The organism is Streptomyces sp. NPDC056169 (genome assembly GCF_042268445.1).
Classification (GTDB): domain Bacteria; phylum Actinomycetota; class Actinomycetes; order Streptomycetales; family Streptomycetaceae; genus Streptomyces.
The window spans coordinates 24,165-47,313 of the sequence record NZ_JBHJUO010000024.1 but is presented as its reverse complement, the minus strand read 5'-3'; the positions used below and the strand labels follow the sequence as shown (position 1 = coordinate 47,313).

Below are 23,149 nucleotides of genomic sequence, written 5' to 3'. Positions count from 1 at the left end.
TCTCGCAGCCGCCGCGGCAGTCCAGAACGACGGGGCTCCGCACCCGTGACGACGCCCTCCCCCGAGTTCGAACCAGTGCCGCTACGGGTGGTGCTGCCCGGAGGTGGCCAGGAGGCCGTGAGGCGCCTGTACGCACAGAAGACAGCTACCCGACGGGTAGCTCTACCTCGTCTTGGCTTGGGGCGACAAGAGACGGGCACGGTTCCGGAGAACATGAGCACGGAACCGGGGTCCGGCTCGGGTGAGGTTCCCTCAACCAAGGGCGACCTGATATGAGTTGATCATGACTGCTGAAACTCTTGACCCGATGGAGCGCCTGCTCTCAGAGCGGGCTTGTGAGCGGCTGGTCGTCGAGTTCGTCCACCGGCTCGACCTCGGGGACCCGGGGTCGGTAGCGGACCTGTTCACGCGGGACGGCACCTGGGAATGGCCCGCCGGCGACCGCCGCATTGCGGGTCACGATGCCCTGCGCAGCTACTTCGGCAACCGGCCCGCAGACCGACTGTCACGCCGTATATGCACCAACATCCTGGTTACCGTGACCTCTGCGGACACCGCCGCCGCCACCACCTACTTCACCACGTACCGTGTCGACGGCTACAGCGAGGGCCTCATACCGCCGCGACCTCCGGTTCAAGTGGGCCACTACGAAGACACGTTCCGCAAGGTCGAAGACACCTGGCTGCTCACCACGCGGACTCTCTTCCTCTCCTTCGCCGGTCCCACGGAACGCCTCGACGGGCCCGGCCAGTCATGAGAACGGCTCCCAGCCGACCGGCCGTCAAGATGCCTGCGCCACGGAGCGTGACACTCCACAGAGCATGATCCAGAACCCCGCTTCGGGAGACGCTGGAGTGATCCCTGGATTCGAACAGGCTCTGTGCGGAGACGAGCCGGACTCCCTCTGTGCAGGGCTACTTCGAGCCATGCGGCTGTTGATCCCGGCGATCAGGTACGGAGCGCGTGGCCACGCCTGCCACACATGCCTCCTGCGATAGCTCCCGGATGGAAGGCCGTGGGGCCCCAGGGGCCGGGGGCAACACCTCAAAGGCGTAACACCCTGTCACTAGCCGCGCATACACAAAGATAAAAGCCCGCGGCGGTCCCTGCCCGAGCAGTTCCGCGACCACGGTGACCGCATCGCCCTGCCGCGTCACGCTGACGAAGCCCTTGGCGGGCTTCGAGGGAGGGAAGACCTGGGCGATCTCCGTATCGGGAAGGCTGCCGTCGCCCGCTGCCTCGCCCAGCCGGTCGCGGAGTCTTTCAGCGTTCTCCCGCAGGTTCTTGCGCGCCTGGGCATCATCACGCGCCGGCTGCGTCTCCAGCCAGATCCACACGCCGACGACGGCCACGAGCAGCAGTCCCAGAATGGTCAGGCATCCGTTGAGAAGGCAGCCACCCGGCGTACCTGTCCGGGCCTGTAATCGTCTCGCCATGGGCACAGCGTGTACCGCAGGCACACGACAGGCCCATCCACTCCCCCAGTCGTGACCGAAATGCCTCATCATCAGCGAAGTACCTCGCGAGACCTCACAGCGGAATCTCATCGGTATGCCATTCGAACAAGCCGGCCTCACCGCCTGAGGCGCATGTCTCAGACAATCGGCGCTCTCAGCCGCGGGGAGACCGTCCGCTTCCGCTGCGCCACGCGATTCCGATACTCCGGCGGAGGCAGACAGCGCGCCCACCTGACGATGACGGCAGAGGGCGCCTTCGTCTCGACCGTCGACGACACCGTCTCGAAACTCCAGCTGGACCCCCAGGCGCCAACCTCAAGATCATCGCTGAGCTGTCGACGAGCGTGTGTGACGTCGCCGGGCGCCGGCTCGATGCCTTGCTGCCAGCCGGGGAGCAACTGCTTCTCCAGCCGGTGACGGCCAGACTCTCGGACGGCGGCGAGGAACGCTCCGCAACCAGGAACAGGGGCCAGCGGATCACGTCGGGCGTGTGGACGAGACGCGCCGCAGAGCTTGAGCCAGAGCCCTGAACGGTTCTGGCACAGCTTTCGTGCAGTGGTGTCGAGGTACCCGTCCCGGTGCCCAGCCAGGTACACCGGAGCATGCCCAGCGGCAGGGCGGCTCCATGAGGCCGGACCTCGCGTGGCCCGGGGCCGCAACTGAGATCATGAACTTGTGTCCGAGGAATCGAACCTGCTGTCAGGCCTTTGGCCGCTCTCGCCGGCCGGCGAGACGGAATGGTTGTTTGAGCTGTGCGGCGACGGTTTGACCGGGTTCATGCCACCGGCGATGCCCGATGCCGCCTGGGTCCTCAACGCCATGTACGAGCACGAGCACGGGCCGGGCGACGTATCGCACCATGAGCACCGCCAGGCACGTCTGGCAGACAGGAGCGCCCCGCGCGACATCGTCGCGGGCATCGATCTCGACGCCGTGGGCACCGCTACGGGAGGCGGCCTGGGCCGCAGCGAGCACCCCGGCCCCGGCTGGCGACGGCTGCGCTGGGCGGAACTCGCCGGGCGGACCGGTGACCCCATCGTCCCCGACGGGCTGCTGCCCTCCTACCGTTGCTTCCCCTCGGCCACGAAGAACGGCAGCTGGCCGCTCGGCATCGCCCCACCCACCGAGGGGAGCCTGGACCGTGAGACGTGGATCCGGCTGATCGACCTCCTCGCCGCGCACAGCCCCGCAGGCCCGGACACCCGCTGCCTGGCCTACTACAACCCGTTGACGCTCGGGGCCGTCGACTTCGACAACCTCCATGTGCGGGTGGGGCGCCTCGGCGACGCCGAGATCCTCTACGACATGTCCGAGGCCGAACTGCCCGACTTCAGCCCCGCCAACCTCTGGGCCGAAGACCGCTCATGGGTCCTGTGCACCGACTACGACCTGTGGGCCACCAAGGTCGCCGGGTCTCCAGCCCTCATCGAGGCGCTGCTGAACGACACCGGTGTCGAGGCGGTACGGCTGCCCTGGGCTACCTGAGGACGAGCTGCACCATCCTGTCCCCGCCCAGCGGCCTCGTGATCAGCCTTCCCTAGGTTGTCCCCCGGACCGGGCGAGCCCTCTTCGAGCCGGTGACGCCCACACGGCTCCCCTGGACCCACCCGGCATCGTGGTGCCAGCCCGCGTACTGAGCCCGGCCGGCCCAACGACGGCATGAGGAAATGCCGCGTTCGTGAGACCAAGCCGACGGGCGTCTGTCTGAGAAAGCGGAAGAGTAGCTGGCCAGAAGGCAGGACCTGTGGCACGAGCGGCGAGCCCCTACAGATGGGGTATCTCAGATCCCGTGTCGGAATCACATGGTCGGTGCCGGATGGAACGCGGAGGTGAAAAAGACCGCGAGACCTCCTTCGGCGAGCCATCGCCCTCGTGGCCGAGGCGCGCGTGAGCGGCAGCCCACCGGGGGTCAGGAAGACGGGCGCGGCTGCGGGCGGGTCGTCCCCGGGAGGCAGGTGACCGCCGGGTTGTATGTGGTGAACTGGCCCTTGGGATTCTTCTTCCACAGCCAGAGGTGCAGGGCGTAGTGGACGGGCTGGCCGGGGAAGTTGCCGCGGCTGGGGCCCTTGAAGGGCACCCCGAACATGTACGGCCGGTCGTCGTCCGTCTTCAGGTTCTGGTCGCGGTCGTAGACCAGCCACTCCACGCCGGCGAGACGCTTGCCGCCCTTGCCGTCGTCCTCGTAGAAGAGGGCGGTGGGCTGGGCAGGGTCCGTCGAGTTGTCGTAGACGTGGTTGAAATGCGGGTAGCCGAGCGCGCCCGTGCCACCCGCCCGGTCGAAGACGCAGTACTGGTCGGGCTTGTAGCCGGCCCGCACACCGTTCGCATGCTGCTGGTATGGAGCGGTCACCCGATAGGTGACCGCCTTGTCCGCCGCCGCCCTTCCTGGCTCGGGTCCTGCGGCGGCGGGCGTCACTGCGAGCGCGGTGGCGCCGGCCAGGACCAGGGCGATCGTGCGGGCCATATTCGGACTCCTCACCAGCGGCGGCGCTCGGATGCGCCACTAGCCCTTCCCCCACCCGCCTCGCCCATCCCACGATGAGGACATCCGTCGCCCGCCCGGCCGCACCCACGACATCTCCGCCGTCCGCCACGACCACGTCCTGGCCCACCTGCGGGCCGCCGGCCTCGGGACGTCGACCTACTCGGCTTCCGCGGCCTGGACAACGACATCAGCGACCCCATGACTCTCTGCTCGTCCTGACGAACCTCGAAGTCAGCAGCTGACGATGACCTTCTCCGCGACTCACGCCCACGACCAGCACGAGCACCCCCAGTACCGGTCAAGCCAGCCCTTTGGCCTGGGACTTCAAGGCGGCAGAGGCTCACTGGCCTGAGGGTGGGTCGTGGTCGCCCGTGGCGGGTTGGGCAGGAATGCTTGTTCAGAGCACCGAGCGGATACGGCGGACCAGGATCGAGCCCGCGAGGGCCAGGCCTCCCGCGAGGGCGTAGAGGGCTGCGTATCCGCCGAGGTGGGTGACGACCGGGGCCGCGATCACCGGGGCCAGGACCTGGGGCAGCGCATTGGCGATGTTGATCACGCCCAGGTCCCTGCCCCGGTCCTCCGCGGTCGGCAGTACGTCCGTGAGCAGGGCGAAGTCCACCGCCGTGTACACGCCGAAGCCGAGGCCGAGGACAAGCGAGGCGACGACCGCGCCGGTCCAGGTCTGCCAGACGGCGAGCAGCAGCGTGGCCGCAGCGATGACCAGCCCCGACCGGATGACGTAGGACTTCCGGCGGCCGCTGCGGTCGGAGCGGATGCCGCTGATCACCACCGTGGAGAGCAGGGTGAGCGCGTTGAGCGCCGTGAGGATCAGTACGCCGGTGTCCGCGTCGCCTCCGTAGCGCACCGCGTCGGTCAGGTAGTAGAGCAGGTACATCGTGCTGATGGAGTACGACAGGTTCATCAGGAACCGGGTGAGCCAGGCCCAGCCGAAGTCGGGGTGGCGGCGCGGGTCGATCCAGAAGCCGGCGAGGAAGGTCCACCACTGGAAGGCCGGCCGGTCAGCGGGGGCGAGCACCGAGTCGCGCCGCATCAGGACGTACGGCACGGCCGCAAGCACCGAGAAGCCCGCGCAGGCCAGGTAGCCGGCGGTGATCCCGCCCGCGACCGTGGCCAGTGCCGTGCCGACCAGGATGCCGACGACCTGGGAGACGCCGAGCCAGCCGCCGACCATGCCGCGCTGTCGGGGCTGGACCTGGTCGGGGACGGCGGCGGTGAGTGCGGCGAAGGCCGCGTTGAGGGCGAGCTGGACCAGGCACCAGCCCGCGATCACCGCCGTGACGCTCGCCGCCAGGGAAAGAAACACCAGGCCGGCGGCCCCGCCCGCCACCCCGGCGACCACCCAGGGGATCCGACGGCCCGCGCGTGCCGTCGTACGATCGGACAGCGCTCCGAAGACGGGGTTGGCGACCATCGAGACGGCCGCCCCCAATCCCGTCACCAGGGCGAGAGTGGACGCCTTGTGGTCGGGCGTGAGGTGCTCGGCCTGGCGCGCCAGGAGCAGTTGCAGCGGGCCGAACCAGCCGACCCACACCCCGAGGTTGGCGAGGGACAGCGCGCTCACCCACCGACCGCCGGGCGCAGTGCCCGTTTCCCCGGCTACCGCGGCCTTCGGCTCGGCAGTCATCTGCCGCTCTTGATCAGGTCGCGGTACCAGGCGTAAGACTCCTTGGGCGTCCGCGCCAGCGTCTCGTAGTCGACGTGGACGAGCCCGAACCGCTGCCGGTAGCCCTCCGCCCATTCGAAGTTGTCGAGGATCGACCAGATGAAGTAGCCGCGTACGTCGGCCCCCTCGGCCATCGCCTGGTGCAAGGCGCGTACGTGGCCGTCGTGGTAGGCGATCCGGCGCGCGTCCTCGACCCTGCCGGTGCCGGAGTCCGGCCCGTCGCCGTACGAGCAGCCGTTCTCGGTGATGTACAGGGGCGGCAGCCGGTCACCATAGCGCTCGCTCAGCGTGGCGAGCAGCTCGCGCAGTCCGTCCGGAACCACGGGCCAGTCGAAGTCGGTGCGTTCGTACCCCTCGATCTCCCGGAGGGCAAAGGGGAGTCCGGAGGGGATCTCGATTCCGCCGAAGGCGGAGGTGCCGGCCGGCGTCGGCGCGCCGACGAGCATCGGGTTGTAGTAGTTGACCCCGTACCAGTCCAGCGGGGCCGAGATCGTCTTGAGGTCCTCCGACACCGGGCCGGGCAGGAGGGAGTCCAGGCCGTCCGGGTAGGTGCCGGTCAGGATCGGGTCGGCGAAGAGGCGGTTGGTGAGCGTGTCGTACAACTCGGCGGCGGCACGGTCCTCGTCGCTGTCGCCGGCGGTCCAGACGGGGCTGTGCGAGGCGGCTATGCCGATCTGGCGGGCACCCGCTGCGCGAAGGGCCTGTACGCCCAGCCCGTGAGCCAGGAGCTGATGGTGGGCGGCGGGCAGTGCGTCGAAGACGAGCTGCTTGCCGGGGGCGTGTTCGCCCAGACCGTATCCGAGGAGGGTGACTTCGGCGGGCTCGTTGATGGTGATCCACATGGGCACGCGGTCGGCGAGGCGCTGCGCGACCACCGAGGCGTACGCAGCGAACCGCTCTGCGGTGTCGCGCTCCAGCCAGCCGCCCCGCTCCTCCAGGGCGAGCGGGGTGTCCCAGTGGAAGAGGGTGGGCACCGGGGCGATCCCCGCGGCGCACAGCTCGTCGACGAGCCGGTCGTAGAAGTCCAGCCCCACGCGGTTGACCGGACCGTGGCCGTCGGGCAGGACGCGGGACCAGGAGACCGAGAACCGGTAGGCGTCTACGCCGAGTTCGCCCATCAACGCCACGTCCTCGCGGTAGCGGCGGTAGTGGTCGGTGGCCACCTCCGCGTGCGAGCCGTCCTTGACGCGTCCCTGCTCGCTGGTGAAGGCGTCCCAGGAGGAGGGGCCCCGGCCGTCGGCCGTGGGCGAGCCCTCGATCTGGAAGGCGGAGGCGGAGACTCCCCAGAGGAAGCCGGCCGGGAACTCGGGTACGGGCGCTGTCATGCGGACTCGCTTCGGTCGGGGGAGCGCGAATCCCTCGACACGGGTGCGGGGAGGCGCTGTCGGGCGGGCTGCTCAAGGCACTTTCGGGTCCCAGGGCCTGCCCTGTCAATGAAAAGTGAACAATCCTCAACTTACGGCAGGTGAGGCCGCCGCCTCGTCGTCCCGCCCCGGACCCAGCGGGCCACCATCACCGGAGAACGCTCCCGCGCAGGCCGACGGGCCGCCGGACCAGCCCCCTGGACGGCGGCGACCGTCGGACCAGAACACCGAACGGCACGGGCCCGCACGAGAAGACCAACCGACCGCCGCCATCGACCCGCCAACATGGACCCCGCCGCCATCGACGTCGCCCCGCCGGTCCCACCGTGACGCTGTCGGTCGGCCCGGAGGGGTCGCCGCCGTGACTCTGCTGAGCCTGCCCCTCGGGGACCGGGCGGAACGCCACTGGTCGCCCAACGGATGCACGAGACAACCGACGACCAGTAGCCAGGGCCACCGGAGACAGATTCCGCCGCCTATCGGAGTTGCCGCAGTCACCATGGCCCGCCAGGTCACCTCGGCTCTGTCTTCCCTCAGTTGGATCCGCAGGGCGTGCTCGGTACGTCCGGGTGACAGTGGGCCTGGGAGGTCAGAACGGCGTAGCCGTTGAGGTGGACGCTTCGCCCGGGCAACGCTCCGTGCGACTGAAGTTCGACGACGAATCCGGGTATTCGAGCGGACGGTTTCCGCCCTGCTGTGCGCGGGCTCTCCAAGCACCCCGGACTCACAAATCGGGGATCTCCCCGATGGCGCAGTCGGACGCGGCCGACGACCATGCACCGCATGGTCATACCCACCCTGCCGACGCCGACCGGGTCTCATCCGGTCGGCACCACATCGGTGTACCTCGAAGATGTCTCCCGCCCGGACCCGTGGGTCGCGGACGTGCCAACGCGCGAGCTGATGATTTCGATCTGGTACCCGGCCGCACGTTCGTCCGGTCCGCGCGCCCGCTACCTGACGCAGGCCGAGTCGGCGGAGATCCTGGCCGGTCAGCCGGCAGCCATCGCGCCCGACGCGCTGAGTTCGGTGCGCACTAACGCCTTCCCGGACGCCCCTCTCGGCCCCGGGCTGCGGCAACTGCCACTGATCGTTCTCTCGCCCGGCTTCACCCGACCCCGCGCCACGCTCACCTCGATCGGCGAGGACCTGGCCAGCCACGGTTACATCGCGGTCGCGATCGACCACACCTACGAGACCGCGGCCACCACCTTTCCGGACGGCCGGGTGGCCGCCTTCGCCCTCGGCCGCGGGTTTGCGCGCAACGCCGAGTTCTGGCACAAGGTGAAGACTGGCCGCGCCCGGGACGCCTCTTTCGTGCTGGACGAGCTGCTCGGCAACAACCCGCCGTGGGCAGGCCCACCCGTGCTGGACCCGGACCGGATCGGCATGGCCGGACATTCCGCGGGCGGCGCGGCCACCATCGCGGCGATGCTTGCAGACGAGCGTATCCGCGTGGGGATCAACGTGGACGGCAGCACCGCCCCTCTGATCCCGCACACGGGCCTGGACCGCCCGTTCTTGTTCTTCGGCCGGGACGGCCAGTACTCTCCCGGCGACGGGCCCGCTGCGGACACCTGGGCCCGAGACTGGCCACTACTGACCGGCTGGAAGCGCTGGCTGGTGGTGGCGGGCGCCAAGCACCCGTCCTTCACCGATCTCGGCCTGCTGGCCGACCAGTTCGGTGTGCCGAGCGGCGCGGCCACCTCAGGCCTGCGCACCATGACGATCACCCGCGCCTACCTGCGCGCCTTCTTCGACCAGCACCTGCGCGACGCCCAGCAGACGCCGTTCGACCACCTGAACGCGGACCACCCGGAGGTGCGATCCTGCCTGCCGCCTGACCGTCCGGTCGGCCACGGATCGCGTTAGGACCTGTCCGGCCGATCATGTGGGGGCCGGATTGAGAGATCGCGCGGGAACAGTGGGAACGTGAAGGGCCGGGGTGGCGCCGCACCATGGGGGCCGGTGATGGCCGTGACCGTGTGTTCGTTCGCCTGGTGGATGAGAGCTACCGGGCTGCTGTGGCGGCGGGGCCAGCGTTCGCTCTTCTGTAGTTTCAAGATCGGCCGGACGGATCCGAGGGCTTGATCGCCGGTGTAGTCGAGTACACGGTGGGCGGTCACGACTACGAGCTGCCGCCACAGGGGCCAGTGAGCATTTTCAGAGTGCCACTGATCGGGTGACGCGGCCACCGTGACACTGTCGGCCGGCATGTCGAGCCACGCTCGTACCGGTTCCTGCGCTGCGGGCGCTCGTACCGCGAGTGGAGCCGACCTTCGCCGGCATGCACAACCTCGACATCTGGTGCGCCCGGACCAAGATGGAACGGATCGAGGCCCTTGTGGCCGACCAGCTCGGGAGGGCCAAGCGCAGGAAGCCCTCGAATGTCATGGAGAACGCCGCGGCCGGGACGACATTCAAGCGTTCGGGAGACTCACCGGCATCGCCGACGGGGAGCGCCGGATCATCGCCGCCCCGTCGCTCGCGGTGCCGATCGGCGACCTGTTCCCGGATGTCGATCGCGCCGTCCTGGAGCACGAGATCCGCGAGCTGCTCGAGTGGTACGCGGACACGCTGCGGCCGGACCACCGGCAGTTGCTCTCGCAGTTCCGGTTGGTCGATATGGCGCGCGAGGTGGTCGATGTGGGCAGTGTGGGCACCCGCTGCTGGATCATCCTCATGCTCGGCAGGGACGAGAAGGACCCGCTGCTCATCCAGGTGAAGGAAGCCAAGCGATCGGTACTCGCCAAGTACGCCGGAGGGACACGCCGTGTCGGGTGCCCCGACACGGTCAGGAGTACCAGTCGGCCTCCGTCGGCCGCGCCCGCCGGGGCACATCCCGGGCGGGCATGGGCTTGCGTTCGCCACCCGCGAGCAGCGTGCTGGTCGGATCGCCGCCGAGCCTGCCCGGGAGCGTCACCTCGACATCGATACCGCGAGGCGGGTCGGTGGGCAGGATCCCGGTCAGCACCGTCGTCTGGGCGTGGTGACCATGGGCGATGGCGGCGGCGACCTGTTTCCCATCCACGAGGAGCTCCAGCTCCCGCGTCCCGCCCATCCGCAGGCCCACGGTGACCGAGCAGCCGGCGTGCTCGCAATGAAAGTGATACTCGCGGCCCATGGTTGCCTCCCTGAAGCGCGCGGCCACAAAGCCTCGTCCCTCCATCGTGGCACCGGGTGGCGGCTGCGCCAGCCCTGGATCTCGTTCCCGCGGTCGTCACCCGCCGCGTCGCCTCTCCCAACCGACCGCACCACCGTCGCAGAGCGGAGGAGGGCGCCGGCGTCGCTCCCTCGACCGATACCGCCGCGTCGACCGCCTGCCACGACCCGGCGGCCCGACACGGCAGCCAAGGCCGGCGCGCCCGCCAATTCGTCGACGCCGCCCCACAGCGCAGGAGCGCTCGGATTCGTCGTTGCTCCGGCCGAGGTCGAGGCGCCAGCACTCGGTGGCGCCCCGGGCCGCCTACCGGCCACCAGGGTCGGCTGCTCACGGCCCGTCTGGGTGCTGTGGTCACATGTCACGTCGGCATCAGGGGTGGGGCGAGGGGGACCGCGCTGTGCAGGACTGGGTTGGTCCTGTCTTGCCAGGTGGTGATGCTCCGCCACTGCTTCACGTGGCGGATGCCGATCCACGACGTCGCGGTGCCTTCAGACCGTGTGGTCGAAGGCTGGTGAGCGGCCTCCGGTGCTGTTCTGCCAGGTCCGGTCGTTGCGGACCATCGGCCTGGGTCCGTTCCTGGACCCAAGGCTCTTCCATGGACGCGGTGAATCGGGTGCCGTTGTTGGCGTTGCCGCCCGTGACGCCGACGGCGAGCGGCCTGCTCTGCCTGGCACGGGACAGGTGAGTCCTGTTTGCCGGCCAGGCTGCCTGGCGGTATCGGCAGGCGATCGTTCGGCTTGACGCAGTTCCTGGGGCCGGATGCCCCGGAGCTTTCCGCGTGCCGGTCGGCCGCCTCACTTATGGGGCCCTGCGCGGGGCCGTCGTTCCGCGGGATCTAGGGACGCGATTCAGAGACTGGCCGGTGAGCCGGAAGGGGTTCCGGCGGGTTCTGTGCGCCGGCGGGCCAGGAGGGTCACGGCCAGCGGCACGATGATCAGGTCGAGGGCGACGTGCCACACGCTGAAGGGGTTCGTGTGGAGGAAGAAGTAGCGGTAGATGCCGAGCAGACCGCCGATCGCGGGGAGCACGGCCGCGAGGTGGAGCGCGGCAGGCCATCGCCTGACGATCGCGATTCCGATCATGAAGTACACGGCGCCGAATCCGGCGGCGCCCAGCACGTTCGCCTCGTGCTGGTAGACGGCGAGTTGTGCGAGGTGGGTGACGCCGGACAGCAGGAGCAGGCCCGCCAGCACCCTGGCGGCCTGCGGGAGGGTCGAGTGTGCCTGGGGCGGTGTGGTCATGGCGGGTGTTCCTTCCGGTGTGCCGGCGGTTCCGGTAGCGGAGCCGCTCGGCCGGCTTCAGGGCACGAACAGTACGGTCACCTGACTATTTAGGGAAGGTATGGTGACCTGACCATGTCGAGGAACCCGCATTCCCCCGCAGACACCGGTCAGCTCGCCGACAACCGTCTGGAACCGGACTCACGGCTCGGCGCGCTGGCGCGCCGGCTCGCCGCGATTGTCACCGACCGGGTGCAAGGCGACCTCGCCGGCGAAGGCATCACGGATCTGCGCCCCGCGCACCTGCGGATCTTCGCGGCGCTCGGCCATGACGACGGGGCCCGCGTCACCGAGATCGCCGAACGCCTCGGAAGCACCAAGCAAACCGTCGGCCCCCTGGTCGACGAACTGGTGGCAAAGGGCTACCTCCACCGCCGGCGCGACCCGGCGGACGCGCGAGCAAAGATCGTCGACTTCACCCCTGGCGGAATATCCGCCGCCGAGGCCGCCCGGCGCAGCGCGGAGAACATCGACCGCCAGTGGGCCGACCGGATCGGCGACCGGCGCCTGGCTGAGTGCCGCGCCACCCTCTGGGAACTGGTCAACGAAACCGCGGACCCCACAGGGGCCCGCTTCTAAGGTTCGACCGTCGGATGTCACTCCCCCGTCTGGAGTGATGCAAGGGTGACGGCTGCCTTGTAGGACTCGGCGGTCCTGTCGTATCGGGTGGCGATGCTGCGCGACTGTTTCAAGCGGTTGAAGCAGCGCTCCACGACGTTGCGGTGCTCGTAGATCTCGCGGTCTAAGGCCGGCGGCCGGCCGCCGTGGCTGCCGCGCCGGATCCGGTTGCGGCCCTGACACGGGGGCTGCCAGGGCCCACGCGGGGCACCCGGATCTGTTCCATCACGGCGGTGAACCGGGCGCAGACGTTGGAGTTGCCTCCCGTCACGACGAACGCGTTCCGACGGCCCCGGCCGTCGCAATCCAGGCCGATCCTGCTGGTCAGACCACCTCTGGACCGGCCGAGGTGCGCGAAAGCCGGAGTTGGACGAGGGCGACGAGGTGGTCTGAGCACAGCCCCCGTCGAAGGTGAGATTTCAGGCTCTCAGCGCGGGTCCCTGCGCATGCACCACGTGCGGGGGCCGTTGTCGGGGAGCTGAACATCGGCTGCGACCTTGAAGCCGAGGCGCTCGTAGAACCGCACGTTCGCCTCGCTTGAGGTCTCCAGGAACGCCGGACACCCAGCGCGCTCGGCCTCCTGGATGCCGGGCATCAGCACCGCACTGCCAAGGCCCTTCCCCTGAGCCTCGGGGGCGGTTCCCACGGTTTCCAGGAACCATCCCTGCTCCTGGGACCGGTAGGGGGCCATGGCCGCGTCCGCAGCTGCGTAAGCGGCAGCCCGGTCGCCGCTGAGTTCGCCCAGCATCGGCCCGATTTCAGCGAAGGCGGGCGAGGGATCCTGGCCGGGAACGGCCCATACAGCCACGGCGCGGCCTTCGTCGGCGACCCAGACCCGGCCGTACACCATGCCGATGCGGGTCAGGCACAGCTCCTGGAACCGCCGGATCCGCTCCTCGTGATCGTCCGCTGCGATCACGTGCCGCGTGTAGGGATAGTCGGCGAAGGCGCGGGCGAGGGTATCGACCGCGGCAGGAATGTCGGCGTCGGTGATGGGACGCACGACAGGGGGCTTGGGGTTCTGTGCCATGTTCACCGAGCCACCCTGCCACCGGGTGAATCCCTCGCCAAACCATTTTGCCAGGGGACAGCCGGCGGGGGGGCGGGGCCTTTGTCCCGGCCCGGTCAGGAGGGGGATGGGTCAGTCCGGAGTGATGCCCGTGAGGACGGCGAGAACGGCGAGACGGATGCGGTTGTCTCGGCCCGTCTTCGCCATCAGGCTCGCCACGTGCGTCTTCACCGTGGTGACCCCGAGATGCAGCCGGTCGGCGATCTCCTTGTTGGACAGGCCCACGCCGAGCAGGCCGAGCACCTCCCGCTCGCGCGGGGTGATGGCCGGTAAGGGGAGGTCCGTAGGGGTGTCGGAGGGGGAACGGGCGTGGAGAGCCTGGGCGACGAGTCGGTTGAGGATGTCCCGGCTGAAGGGGGCCTCTCCGTTGGCGGACCGGCGTACGGCATCCAGGATTTCGGTCGGTGGGGTGTCCTTGACGAGGAAACCGCAGGCTCCGGCCGCGAGCACCGGATACAGATGGTCGTCATCGTCGAACGTGGTGAGGGCGACGACCCGGGTGGCAGGGCGCGCCGCCAAAATGCGGCGGGTGGCCGTGATGCCGTCCATGCCGGGCATTCGCAGGTCCATGAGGACGACGTCGGGAGTGAGGCGTTCAGCCAGTCGTACCGCCTCTGCCCCGTTGGCCGCCTCGCCCTGGATCTCGATGTCCTGAGCCTGCTCGAAGAGCATGCGCAGCCCCATGCGGACAAGCAGCTGGTCGTCGACGACGAGGATGCGGATCACAGCTTGGGCTCCATGTCGGATGTGAAGGCGGGCAGTTCGGCCGTGAGTCGCCAGCCGCGAGCCGCGGGGCCCGCATCCAGCCGGCCGCCGAGCAGGTCCACGCGTTCACGCATGCCGATCAAGCCGTGTCCGGATGGGCCCGGGGCCGATGGCCGGGTTCTTCCGGCCCCGTCGTCATGGATCGTCACGTGTACGGCGTCATCGGCCAGCCGGACGGCCAGCTCGGCGTGGGCGCCGGGCCCGCCGTGCTTGGCCGCGTTGGCCAGGCCCTCCTGGGCCAGGCGGAGGACCGCGAGGCCACGTACCGCGTCAAGCCGTGCGACACGGGGATCCACGGAAGCGGTGACGGCCAGGCCGCTCTGGCGGCTGTGTTGCACCACAGACTCCAATGCCGCCGACAGCGCCCCGGGCGAGACCAGGGAACCGGTGTCGGAACCGGTACGGTCCGGGGCGCGCAGTACAGCCACCAGGCGCCGCAGGTCGGTCAGTGCCGCGCCTGCACTGGAGTGCAGGTCGTCGAGGACTTCGGTGATCCGCGGGTCGGTGGTGCTGGTGGCGGCGACGACATGCCGGGCGACACCAACGCGCAGCACCATGGAGGAGACGTGATGGGCCACGAGGTCATGCAACTCGCGCGCGATGGTGGTGCGCTCCGCTGCGCGGGCGGCCAGCAGCTGTTGTTCGGCGCGTAGTTCCTGCTGTTCTGCGTACTGACGGGCGTGCACTGCGGCGTCGCGGGTCACGCGTACGTACGCGCCCAGGAGCAGTGGCAGGCCTGCGACGATGCCCATCTTGTAGAGCACCGGGAGAAGTTCGCCGGGCAGGTCCTCAAGACGGTTCACAGCGACGGCAAGCGCCAGCGCCGTCGTTCCGGCGGCCAGGCGGCGCCCGGACTGCCGAACCGCCAACTCGAAGAGAGTCACGGCGGCCAGCACCTTCAGCGAAGAGACGGTGCTCGCGCCCAGCGCGTGTGCGACGACGAGCAGGCCCGACTGCGCCAGGAGAGCGCCGAACGCCCACTTCCCCGCGGCCAGGCACAGCACGACCCCGGCGGCGGCAAGGCCCCAGTCCTGTGCTCCGGACGGCCGCTGGAGCAGCAGGAAATCGCCGAGCAGTACGCCGGCGAGCGCAAGGACCCGTATGACGGCGAATCTCCGGTCGAAGGCAAGCTCGATCCAAGATCGGTTCACGCGGCCCACGATAGGCGGGCGCCCGTGCTCCTTGGGTCCTGCCATGGGAGGAGGGCAACTCCTCCTACCGGCCGCGATGTCCGGCCCGAGGAGGGAGTCGTGCGCCCGGCACGGGCTGCCAGTGTGCTCGTCATGGATACGAACACGAACACGGATACGAGTACCGGCACGAACGCGAAGTCCGAGGCCACGGGGCGACGGGCCCTCCTCGGTGGTGCAGCGGCCCTGGGTCTGGCGAGCGCGGCCTTCGGCACCACCGCCCACGCGGTCGGCGCCCCGTCCAGGTCCCGCAAAGCGGTCGGCCGCTTTGCGGGGAAGTCGGTGCTCATCACGGGTGCCACATCGGGTATCGGCAGGGCGGCGGCGAAGGCGTTCGCCGGGGAGGGTGCCCATGTCGGATTCTGTGGCAGGCGAGCCGACTTGGGGCGCCAGGTGGAACGGGAGATCCGGGACGCGGGCGGCGAAGCCACGTACATCCAGGCCGATGTCCGGATAGCCAACCAGGTACAGACCTTCGTGGACCGGGTCGCGAGCCGTTACGGCGGCATCGACGTGGCCTTCAACAACGCCGGCATCGGCGGCGGCAAACTGCCCCATGAGATGAGCGTCGAGGAGTGGGACGACGTCCAGGCCACCAACGCCCGAGGCATGTTCCTCGCGATCAAGTACGAGATCCCGCACATGCTCAGGGCGCAGCGCGGCGTCATCATCTGCACCTCGTCGTCAGTGGCCGAACAGGCGCGGCCGAACGGCGCCGCATACACCGCAAGCAAGCGGGCGGTGCAGGGAATAGTGAAGTCCGCAGCACTCGCGTACGGACCCAAGGGAATCAGGCTCAACGCCCTGCTGCCCGGCACCACCGACACCCCCTTCGTCCGCCCGCCGGGCATCCCGGACACGGAATGGGCCAGGTACAAGCAGGCATGGGGGCCGCTCAACGTCGACGGTCTCGAACGGATGGCCGATGCCGAGGAGATCGCACGCGCGGTGCTCGGGCTCGCGTCCGACGACTTCCCCTACATGACGGGTGCGTCGGTCACCGTGGACGGCGGAAGCACCACGGGCCGGAAGATGATCCAGCCGAGCGGTATCTGACGTTGGGCCCTTGACGCCCTTGACCGTTGCGGCGGTCATCGACGGACACCGATGCGGGTGGCGAGCCAGGTCGTCAGTGCGGCCACGCCGATGCCGATCGTGCAGTGGAGGGCGGAGTCGAGTCCAGCAGGGCTGTCCCGGGACCGGAGAGATCGGTGGTGATTTCGCCCTCGGCCACTCCCCCACCGACCTTCAGGTCGATCCTCTCCGCCCACGTGGGCCTGTGCATGATCACGCTGTCGTTCCCCGACCTGTTCGGGGGCTCCGAGATCTCACCGGCGGTACGTGACGCGGTGATCGGAAAGGTCACCGGGGACGAGCTGGAAGACACCCGGATCGGTACGGCGACCGTCCTCGCCCAGGCTCTCGTCGGCACCCTCACGGGGACTGCGCCGTCGAGCACGAGCGACCTCGACCGGCTGACCCGCGCGCTGCGGCCTCCGGGGCCGGCCCCGGAGGCGTAACCGGCTTCAGAGGTCGTGTGCCGTACCGCCCTGCTGAGAAGCCGAGCCCCTTCGGGTGATGGGACAGGCACCCCTCCCGGCCCCGACAGGCGCGGAGTACGCCGCCGCGCCCGGCGTCGCCGCACCGAGCTGGTCCAGGATCTCGTCGGCGAGCAGATCCTGCGGGCCCTTCAGCGCATCGGCGGCCGCCCGGTCCGAAGGAAAGACCAGCTCGGCCGCGATGTTGTCCTGCACGATCCGGGCGAGGTTGTCCAGGGCCACGAAGACCGGGTCCGAGAGCGCCTCGGCGGCCGGCAGGTCGATCAGATGGGTGGCCACCTTCGCCGGGTTCATGCACGGCCCGATGATGATCGAGTTCTGGTTCAGTTCGGACGTGGCCCACTGGGACAGCACGACCGTGTACAGGTCCTGCCACGCCTCCTCACCGATCCGGGCCCGCCACTTCCGCAGGACTCCCTGCACACCCGCGATCTGGGCCTCGGCCGCGTACCTCATGTTGGTGCGGATGCCCGCATACACACTGGAGGAGAAGTCCTCGAACGACCGGATGTCGAAGGACCGGGCCGCGGTGGAGACCTCGATGAACGAGAGTGCGCCGTCGAGCACCCGCGCGCACGAGACCACCATCTCCGGCGGGATGCCGGCCTGGTCGAGTTGCCGGCGGGCGGCGGCCAGCGTGTCGGCGTACTGCCGGAGTGGTGTGATCCAGTCGGTGGTCGCGGTGTTCTTGAACGCGACCATGGCGAGGTCGTGCGAATCGATGCGGTCCGCGCCGGGGACGTTCGGAACCCTGTCGCTCAGGTGGGGCGCGATGATCGAGAAGACGCCGAGCGGCACATGGCTGACGGACTTCGCCAGCTCGAACACCTCCCCGACGGGATGCAGCGACTCCTGCGTGCCGTCGTGGACGAGGGTGAACCTTCCGCCCTTGGCGTCGTTCTGGACCACGAGGACGGGACTGAGCTGCGCGATCAGATCCGACTTGAGCGCGGCGTAGTACGACCGCATGCCGCTGTTGACCGCGACGATCGCGTCGCGGGCACGACCGCGCCGAACGGCCGGGTCGCCGGCGGGTGCCGCGCTCCCGTCCTCGGCCGCCGCCGCTGAGACCGCGAGGCCCGCCATGACGCCGGCCGCGGTGGTGTGGCCGAGGAAGCTTCTGCGTGTGGTCATTCTCCGCCTTCCGTAAGGGCCCACTCGCCGGGCGAGGGGCGGGGAACACGAAGTGGACGGCGCGCGGCCCGCCCTCCCTGCGGGGAAGGCACCGACGCGCCGGTGTTCCCGGCAGACGGACAACGATCCCGAGCACCCGCGCGCATCGGGTTGTCGCGTATCGGGTGGTGCGGCGGCGACCCCGTACCGGCGCGCGGCGCCCGCTCGGCCGGGGGGGGGGGAACCCACAGGTCGTGTTCGCTCTCGGCGGCGGGTTCCTCGGCGTCGGCGGGCCCATCCGCGGTCGTCAGGGGACAGCCCACTACAGGACGCGTACCGCCGGAGCTGGTGCTGGTCCCGTCGCTTCCCCCAGCACGACGGGCCGGTGGGTGGCCGAGACCGCGATACCGGAGTTGAAGGAGAAACCGGGCACGGCCCGGTGCTCGACTTCTCGGCCTGCCCGGTGATCGTGCTGTACGTCAGGCGCGCGTGAGACATGGGCGGGACGTCGGCTGTTTCGGCGCTCCGGTCGCGTCGGGCCGGGTCAGTCCGCAGCGGGCCGGAGGAAGTCGGCGCCGACGGACCGGGCCGTCTCCTCGACCGCGTCGCGGTCCTTGTCCGCAGCCGTGAACAGGACCGTGCCGATGCTGCCCTTGTCGCCCCACAGGCACATCGCCCGCAGCGTGCCAGTGGCCACCTCGGTGTACCTGAGGCACCGCATCCAGGCGCCGTGCGGGCCGGCCTCGGCTCGCCAGGTGTCGTGGACGCTGCCGACCTGCTCCGTCTCCTTGGTGAGGATCCCGCCGTCGTACAACCACGACTCCCGCATCTCATGGAAGTCTCCCGTCGTCACGGCCACCAGGTACTCGGCGGCGGCGTCCGCAGCGGCGTCCTCGGCGACGTACACCCGGGCCGTCGACCCTTCCTTCTCGCTGTCGGGCACGGCACCGAACGGGTCGAACTCCTCACGTAGGTCGAAACCTTGCAGCCCCCGGAAGGTGTCGTGAGCGACGATGTCGTAGCGGGGGTAGGACAGGGAGGAGGCGTACGCCGCGGCGCCGACGACCAGGAGGAGGGCGATTCCGGCCCCGGCGAAGGCGTACTCGCGCGCGGTCACGCGCGGCACAGGCCGCAGCTCCGGCGGCCCGAACCCGTCCCCCCCGGCACCCGCCTCTTCGTCCGGCACGGCATCGGTAACGGGGGCGGTCATCCGCTCGGCAGCCCTCTCGCGGGCGGTCCGCAGCTGTCTGCGGAGACCGAGGAACGGCAGGCCCAGCAGCAGCCCCACTCCCGTCGCCATGGCGTATGGCACCGTCGGCAGGACGGTGATGCGCAGGACGATCAGCACAGCGACGACCACACCTGCGGCAAAGCGGTATTCGAGGCCCCGGCGCAGCAGCAGGCGCGGCCAGGTCCGTCCGGTGGCGGCGAGAGCGGCTGTTGTCTCGGCAAGCACGGCGAGCCGCAGATCGTGCGGGGCTGCAGCGGCCCACTGTGCGGCCTGAGCGGCGGCAGCCTGAGGCGTGGGCGCTTCGGCGAAGGCACGGGCCGCGTCGAACGACTGCACCCGGCGCACCGAGATCCTGTCCTTGGCGCTCGTGGAAACGGAGCTTCCCGCAGCCTCGGCCCGCAGCAACTCCGGGGAGTACGGCGCGAGTTCTCGCAGACGGGCCAGGAGCACGGGGCCCCGGGCATGTCGCCCCGGCCGGTCCAGGGCGTCGGTGCGGGTGCAGAGTTCCGCGTATCCGGCGAGCAGGCCTATGTCGTCAGGGAAGGAGTCCAAGCCCTGACGGAAGACTCGCTCGGCGGAGTCGTCGTGGTCGTCGTCGTCCTCGGCCATATGGGCACGGGCCAGTGCGAGGAGGAGCCCTGCGTCAGGCCCGTCGGTGTCAAGCGCGGCCCGAGCGGTGGCCCGTGCCTCGGTCGGCCGGCCCGCGGCGACAAGCGCGTCGACCCGCCCTCGCAAGTCGTCACGCACGTTGTCCTTGTTGTCGTTCAAGAGTCCCCACCCCTGGTGCAGCAGGCCGGACGAACGCGGCCGCAAGCGCCACTATCGCCCGGACCGGAACCCTGGTCAACCAGAAATCTCCCCCTCTGACCTCCCCTTTTACCGCACAACAGGATGCAATCGGACGCACTTCGGGGGCCCGTGCCGCTTGAGCTCCGTCAACCCGGACGGTGTGCAGGACCGCGGGTGGAGTTCGGCGAGGGTGCGTTCGACCTGGCCGAGCCATGACACATCAGCAGCCATTCTTCGAATGACCGTGCAACCTTGAACGGCTTTCATCAGTCCTGGGGTTGTGGCGTGCTGACGTCACGACCGCATTCTTCGGAAGGAATTCTCTTGAAGGGATCCAGCGCCGTCGGCCGGCGTCACGCCGCCGCGATAGCGGTCGCTCTCGCCGCCACCGGCGGTCTGACGGCTCCGGCCCTCGCGGCCGGGCCGGCGGTTCCCTCCGTCTCCGTACAGGCGCCGATGGAGGCGGAGGAGGGGGTGATCGCCCCGCTGACCGTTCCGGCCGATTCGGTGCTCATCAGTGCCGGGCGTACCGGGATGCTCACCCGGTCGGGTACGGGCAGCGGTACCGTCCACCGCTGGACGCGGCACGCCGACGGTGTGACCACCGTCCTGCCGGGCAGGGCCTATTGGGGCAGCCCGGGCGAGGACCTGGTGGTCACCCAGGCCGGTGCGGTGTTCACGCTCACCGACATGGGCGGGGCGGCGGAGCCGGTCGTGATCGACACGTCCGCGTTCAACACGGCCGCCACCCTCTACCACCTCGAGCGGGTCGTGGGCCGCACGCTGGTGATGACGGCGACGGTCGACGGTGTCTGGCAGCACCGGCTGGTCTCCTGGGAGGCGGGCAAGGTCGTCGACCGGAAGGTGGCCGTGCCGGACGGCGACGTCACCTGGCTCGACCACGCCGCCGGGGCGGGGGCGCTCGCGGTGGTCCACCGTCGGGCCGACCACTCCTCGCGTTCCCTGTCCGTGGTGGACCTGGCCACCGGTGCGCTGACGGAGACGTACGCCCTCAAGGTCGAGACGGACATCGCGTCCGTCACCCTGACGCCGACCCATGTGGCCTGGGTGGAGAACCCCTACTCCGTGGACCGCAGGCTTGTAGTCGTCCCGCGGGGCACGAACCAGGCCCAGCCGGTCACACTGACCTCCCCGGGGTACGCCGACGGCACCGTCCTCCAGGCGCTCGGCGACTGGCTTGCCTACGTCAAGCCGGGTGGCGGAACCTCCATATCCCCCAACGGTCTGCACCAGCTCACCGTCCGCCAGGTGAAGACCGGCGAGACGTTCCCGCTCCTCGACCACGCCACCTCGCTCGTCCCCGACGCGAACGGCGACCTGCTCGCCGTCGGCGGCACCCTCGCCCACGGCGAGGGCCTGTACCGGATCGCCCTCGACGAGGCCACCGGCAAGCCCGCCGTCACCCTGGTGCGCAGCGCCGGACTGCCGACCGCCCTGACGGTGGTGAAGGAGACCCTGCCGCCGACCGGCACCTTCGACTTCGACCGTGCGGGCGGCAAGCTGAAGGCCGGCTGGACGCTCAGCCGCTTCAACGCCAGGGTGTCGCTGACACTGACGCACACCGATTCGGGACGCACGGTCAAGATCGGATCCGGCGAGCCCAGAGAGGGCGTCACCGCCTTCCCGCTCGTCTGGGACGGCCGCTACAAGGACGGCCTTCCGGCGCACAACGGCGCCTACTCCTGGACGATGAAGGCCGAGCCCGCCAACGGCATCGGCTCCTCCCTCGTCCGTACCGGCGCCTTCACCCTCAGCCGCGCGCCGCGGCTGCACGACTTCGACGGCAACGGTTCCCCGGACGTGCTCGCCCGCCCCTGGACCGGGTACCTCACGGCGTACGACGTGAGGCAGACCTGGGGCCTTTCCGCTTACCAGGAGCCGTACGAGCTCCCGGTAGGCGGCGGCTGGAACGCCTACGACCGGATCCTCGCCGCCGGCAACCTCGGCGGCACCCGCGACAGCGACCTCGTCGCCCGCGAGAAGGCCGGCGTGCTGTGGCTCTACCAGGGCAAGGGCAACTACAAGGCACCCTTCGCCCCACGCACCCGGATCGGCGGCGGCTGGGGAATCTACAACCAGCTCGCCACCGGATCCGACGTCACCGGCGACGGCCGCACCGACCTTCTGGCCACCGACAAGTCCGGCGTGCTGTGGCTCTACTCCGGCACCGGCAACACCACGACACCTTTCGGGGCCCGTAAGAGGATCGGCGGCGGCTGGGGCGCCTACAACCAGCTCACCGCCACCGGGAACCTGGCGGGCGGCCCGGCCGGAGACCTCCTCGCCCGCGACCGCACCGGCGTCCTGTGGCTCTACCTCGGCAAGGGCGACGGCACCTTCGCCTCCCGGACCAGAATCGGCGGCGGCTGGGGCGCGTTCAGGAACCTCATCAACATCGGCGACGCGGACGGCGACGGCCGCAACGACCTGCTCGCGCAGGGCGAGGACCGCGCCACGTACGACACCGTCCTGCACCTCTACCGGGGCACTGGAGACTGGAAGACGCCGTTCGCCCCTGCCCAGACCAACAACGTCGAACAACGAGCCTGGATCGGCGACCTTTTCTAGGATCCGACGAACCCGTCTGCCGGCCGCGCGGCACTCTTGCCCGCGGCTGGCATTGTCCGCGCCTGGATCCCTCCACCGGCGACGGCGACATCCTCCACATACCGAGGTCGAGGTCACCCGCCAAGACCCGGGCCAGAAGGGCTTCAAGGTCATCCGGCGGCGCTGGGTCGTCGAGCGGACCTTCGGCTGGCTCATGAACCACCGCCGCATCGCCCGCGACTACGACACCCACCCGCACCGCTCCGAAGCGACGATCCGCCTCGCGGTGATCGACCTGATGAGCCGCAGGCTCACACGAGAGTCGACTCCGAATCGGAAGGACTCATAGCCGCCGGGCCACGCTGACCCGCGCGCCCTCGCCCCTCATCGCCTGCGGCCAGCGGCCAGCGATGACACCCGCCACCTCGCGGCAGGCGCCACAGGCGTTCTCCCGCTCCGGCAACCACCAGCGGTCGGACAGCGACATGCCGGCTTTCTGGATTCCGCACAGCGTCGTGTCGAAGACGCCGAAAGCGTGGGGGGCGTCGGTGGGAAGGCCGTCCGCGACGGCCCTCTCCCCACGCATGTCCATGGGCAAGTACGGCGGCCGCGAGACCCAGAATCTTGTCGATCGGGCCGGATCAGTGGGCCTGTTCATCTCTGAGGACGACACGAGACACCTGCCGCTCCGGCGACAGCGATGTCCCGGGGCGCTCGCGGTCGCAGGGTGGTCAGTCTCCGATGCCGGGCTGCTTCGCGGTGGCATCGTGTCACGAGGCACCCGATCCCCCGGTTTCGCTGGATTCGTACAACC

Annotated in this window: 19 protein-coding genes and 3 pseudogenes; 9 read left to right on the top strand and 13 right to left on the bottom strand. The window is 69.8% G+C overall.

What is annotated here, in order from left to right; translation table 11 throughout:
• Window positions 1-283 precede the first annotated feature (283 nt).
• Entirely contained in the window at window positions 284-757 is a 474-nt protein-coding gene (locus ACFC0G_RS33280; protein WP_376410685.1) for a nuclear transport factor 2 family protein, read from the top strand.
• A 157-nt stretch (window positions 758-914) separates the two neighbouring features.
• On the opposite strand, the gene ACFC0G_RS33275 is transcribed toward ACFC0G_RS33280, so the two are convergent.
• A complete protein-coding gene (locus tag ACFC0G_RS33275; protein WP_376410683.1) occupies window positions 915-1,436 on the bottom strand; it encodes a hypothetical protein in 522 nt (173 codons plus the stop codon).
• A gap of 810 nt (window positions 1,437-2,246) precedes the next feature.
• Here ACFC0G_RS33275 and ACFC0G_RS33270 point away from each other — a divergent pair.
• Window positions 2,247-2,942 (top strand): hypothetical protein, encoded by a 696-nt coding sequence (locus ACFC0G_RS33270; protein WP_376410680.1) that lies wholly within the window; start codon window positions 2,247-2,249, stop codon window positions 2,940-2,942.
• 424 nt (window positions 2,943-3,366) lie between these two features.
• Here the strand turns inward: ACFC0G_RS33270 and ACFC0G_RS33265 are convergent, their stop codons facing one another.
• The 3 genes from ACFC0G_RS33265 to ACFC0G_RS33255 all read right to left on the bottom strand — a co-directional run bounded on the left by ACFC0G_RS33265 (window position 3,367) and on the right by ACFC0G_RS33255 (window position 6,951).
• Entirely contained in the window at window positions 3,367-3,921 is a 555-nt protein-coding gene (locus tag ACFC0G_RS33265) for a hypothetical protein (protein WP_376410677.1), read from the bottom strand.
• Between the two features lie 418 nt (window positions 3,922-4,339).
• Window positions 4,340-5,587: an MFS transporter gene (locus ACFC0G_RS33260; RefSeq protein ID WP_376410674.1), complete on the bottom strand. Its 1,248-nt coding sequence runs from the start codon at window positions 5,585-5,587 to the stop codon at window positions 4,340-4,342.
• The gene (locus ACFC0G_RS33255; RefSeq protein WP_376410671.1) at window positions 5,584-6,951 is read right to left on the bottom strand and encodes a GH1 family beta-glucosidase; all 1,368 of its coding nucleotides are present in this window, start codon (window positions 6,949-6,951) and stop codon (window positions 5,584-5,586) included. The genes ACFC0G_RS33260 and ACFC0G_RS33255 overlap by 4 nt, the downstream gene beginning before the upstream one ends.
• Before the next feature lie 822 nt (window positions 6,952-7,773).
• Here ACFC0G_RS33255 and ACFC0G_RS33250 point away from each other — a divergent pair.
• Window positions 7,774-8,862, top strand: coding sequence for an alpha/beta hydrolase family protein (locus ACFC0G_RS33250; RefSeq protein WP_376410668.1), 1,089 nt, complete (start codon window positions 7,774-7,776; stop codon window positions 8,860-8,862).
• 342 nt (window positions 8,863-9,204) lie between these two features.
• Window positions 9,205-9,738 (top strand): annotated as a pseudogene (locus tag ACFC0G_RS33245) (DUF2252 family protein); the annotation flags it as partial.
• A gap of 46 nt (window positions 9,739-9,784) precedes the next feature.
• On the opposite strand, the gene ACFC0G_RS33240 reads toward ACFC0G_RS33245, so the two are convergent.
• Both ACFC0G_RS33240 and ACFC0G_RS33235 read right to left on the bottom strand, forming a co-directional pair.
• Window positions 9,785-10,114, bottom strand: a complete 330-nt coding sequence (locus tag ACFC0G_RS33240) for a hypothetical protein (protein WP_376410665.1) — start codon at window positions 10,112-10,114, stop codon at window positions 9,785-9,787.
• A gap of 887 nt (window positions 10,115-11,001) precedes the next feature.
• Window positions 11,002-11,394: a hypothetical protein gene (locus ACFC0G_RS33235; RefSeq protein WP_376410662.1), complete on the bottom strand. Its 393-nt coding sequence runs from the start codon at window positions 11,392-11,394 to the stop codon at window positions 11,002-11,004.
• Window positions 11,395-11,508: 114 nt separating this feature from the next.
• On the opposite strand from ACFC0G_RS33235, the gene ACFC0G_RS33230 reads away from it, so the two are divergent.
• The gene (locus tag ACFC0G_RS33230) at window positions 11,509-12,012 is read left to right on the top strand and encodes a MarR family winged helix-turn-helix transcriptional regulator (RefSeq protein WP_376410658.1); all 504 of its coding nucleotides are present in this window, start codon (window positions 11,509-11,511) and stop codon (window positions 12,010-12,012) included.
• 17 nt (window positions 12,013-12,029) lie between these two features.
• Here ACFC0G_RS33230 and ACFC0G_RS33225 read toward each other — a convergent pair.
• From ACFC0G_RS33225 to ACFC0G_RS33210, 4 genes and pseudogenes are all read right to left on the bottom strand, one after another.
• Window positions 12,030-12,427, bottom strand: a pseudogene (locus ACFC0G_RS33225) (IS5/IS1182 family transposase); the annotation flags it as partial.
• Window positions 12,428-12,478: 51 nt separating this feature from the next.
• A complete protein-coding gene (locus tag ACFC0G_RS33220; protein ID WP_376410656.1) occupies window positions 12,479-13,081 on the bottom strand; it encodes a GNAT family N-acetyltransferase in 603 nt (200 codons plus the stop codon).
• A 111-nt stretch (window positions 13,082-13,192) separates the two neighbouring features.
• A complete protein-coding gene (locus ACFC0G_RS33215) occupies window positions 13,193-13,846 on the bottom strand; it encodes a response regulator (protein ID WP_376410653.1) in 654 nt (217 codons plus the stop codon).
• Window positions 13,843-15,036 carry a sensor histidine kinase gene (locus ACFC0G_RS33210; protein WP_376410649.1) on the bottom strand — a complete coding sequence of 398 codons (1,194 nt, stop codon included), beginning with the start codon at window positions 15,034-15,036 and terminating at the stop codon, window positions 13,843-13,845. The genes ACFC0G_RS33215 and ACFC0G_RS33210 overlap by 4 nt, the downstream gene beginning before the upstream one ends.
• A 132-nt stretch (window positions 15,037-15,168) precedes the next feature.
• Here ACFC0G_RS33210 and ACFC0G_RS33205 point away from each other — a divergent pair, with 132 nt between their 5' ends.
• Together ACFC0G_RS33205 and ACFC0G_RS33200 are read left to right on the top strand one after the other, a co-directional pair.
• The gene (locus ACFC0G_RS33205) at window positions 15,169-16,131 is read left to right on the top strand and encodes an SDR family NAD(P)-dependent oxidoreductase (RefSeq protein ID WP_376410646.1); all 963 of its coding nucleotides are present in this window, start codon (window positions 15,169-15,171) and stop codon (window positions 16,129-16,131) included.
• 227 nt (window positions 16,132-16,358) lie between these two features.
• On the top strand, window positions 16,359-16,595 hold the full coding sequence (locus tag ACFC0G_RS33200; RefSeq protein WP_376410643.1) for a hypothetical protein: 237 nt from the start codon (window positions 16,359-16,361) through the stop codon (window positions 16,593-16,595).
• A 6-nt stretch (window positions 16,596-16,601) separates the two neighbouring features.
• Here the strand turns inward: ACFC0G_RS33200 and ACFC0G_RS33195 are convergent, their stop codons facing one another.
• Both ACFC0G_RS33195 and ACFC0G_RS33190 read right to left on the bottom strand, forming a co-directional pair.
• On the bottom strand, window positions 16,602-17,768 hold the full coding sequence (locus ACFC0G_RS33195; protein WP_376410640.1) for a twin-arginine translocation signal domain-containing protein: 1,167 nt from the start codon (window positions 17,766-17,768) through the stop codon (window positions 16,602-16,604).
• 523 nt (window positions 17,769-18,291) lie between these two features.
• The gene (locus ACFC0G_RS33190) at window positions 18,292-19,746 is read right to left on the bottom strand and encodes a hypothetical protein (RefSeq protein WP_376410638.1); all 1,455 of its coding nucleotides are present in this window, start codon (window positions 19,744-19,746) and stop codon (window positions 18,292-18,294) included.
• Between the two features lie 345 nt (window positions 19,747-20,091).
• Between ACFC0G_RS33190 and ACFC0G_RS33185 the strand changes: the two genes are divergently transcribed.
• Together ACFC0G_RS33185 and ACFC0G_RS33180 are read left to right on the top strand one after the other, a co-directional pair.
• Window positions 20,092-22,356 (top strand): FG-GAP-like repeat-containing protein, encoded by a 2,265-nt coding sequence (locus ACFC0G_RS33185; protein WP_376410635.1) that lies wholly within the window; start codon window positions 20,092-20,094, stop codon window positions 22,354-22,356.
• A 103-nt stretch (window positions 22,357-22,459) separates the two neighbouring features.
• Window positions 22,460-22,684 (top strand): annotated as a pseudogene (locus ACFC0G_RS33180) (transposase); the annotation flags it as partial.
• Here the strand turns inward: ACFC0G_RS33180 and ACFC0G_RS33175 are convergent.
• Entirely contained in the window at window positions 22,679-22,921 is a 243-nt protein-coding gene (locus ACFC0G_RS33175; protein ID WP_376410632.1) for a hypothetical protein, read from the bottom strand. The pseudogene ACFC0G_RS33180 and the gene ACFC0G_RS33175 overlap by 6 nt on opposite strands.
• Window positions 22,922-23,149 lie beyond the last annotated feature (228 nt).

Coding starts and splice junctions, on each gene's coding strand:
- ACFC0G_RS33280 (WP_376410685.1), top strand. CDS start 284: ATGACTGCTGAAACTCTTGACCCGATGGAGCGCCTGCTCTCAGAGCGG.
- ACFC0G_RS33275 (WP_376410683.1), bottom strand. CDS start 1,436: ATGGCGAGACGATTACAGGCCCGGACAGGTACGCCGGGTGGCTGCCTT.
- ACFC0G_RS33270 (WP_376410680.1), top strand. CDS start 2,247: ATGCCCGATGCCGCCTGGGTCCTCAACGCCATGTACGAGCACGAGCAC.
- ACFC0G_RS33265 (WP_376410677.1), bottom strand. CDS start 3,921: ATGGCCCGCACGATCGCCCTGGTCCTGGCCGGCGCCACCGCGCTCGCA.
- ACFC0G_RS33260 (WP_376410674.1), bottom strand. CDS start 5,587: ATGACTGCCGAGCCGAAGGCCGCGGTAGCCGGGGAAACGGGCACTGCG.
- ACFC0G_RS33255 (WP_376410671.1), bottom strand. CDS start 6,951: ATGACAGCGCCCGTACCCGAGTTCCCGGCCGGCTTCCTCTGGGGAGTC.
- ACFC0G_RS33250 (WP_376410668.1), top strand. CDS start 7,774: ATGGTCATACCCACCCTGCCGACGCCGACCGGGTCTCATCCGGTCGGC.
- ACFC0G_RS33240 (WP_376410665.1), bottom strand. CDS start 10,114: ATGGGCCGCGAGTATCACTTTCATTGCGAGCACGCCGGCTGCTCGGTC.
- ACFC0G_RS33235 (WP_376410662.1), bottom strand. CDS start 11,394: ATGACCACACCGCCCCAGGCACACTCGACCCTCCCGCAGGCCGCCAGG.
- ACFC0G_RS33230 (WP_376410658.1), top strand. CDS start 11,509: ATGTCGAGGAACCCGCATTCCCCCGCAGACACCGGTCAGCTCGCCGAC.
- ACFC0G_RS33220 (WP_376410656.1), bottom strand. CDS start 13,081: ATGGCACAGAACCCCAAGCCCCCTGTCGTGCGTCCCATCACCGACGCC.
- ACFC0G_RS33205 (WP_376410646.1), top strand. CDS start 15,169: ATGGATACGAACACGAACACGGATACGAGTACCGGCACGAACGCGAAG.
- ACFC0G_RS33200 (WP_376410643.1), top strand. CDS start 16,359: ATGATCACGCTGTCGTTCCCCGACCTGTTCGGGGGCTCCGAGATCTCA.
- ACFC0G_RS33195 (WP_376410640.1), bottom strand. CDS start 17,768: ATGACCACACGCAGAAGCTTCCTCGGCCACACCACCGCGGCCGGCGTC.
- ACFC0G_RS33175 (WP_376410632.1), bottom strand. CDS start 22,921: ATGCGTGGGGAGAGGGCCGTCGCGGACGGCCTTCCCACCGACGCCCCC.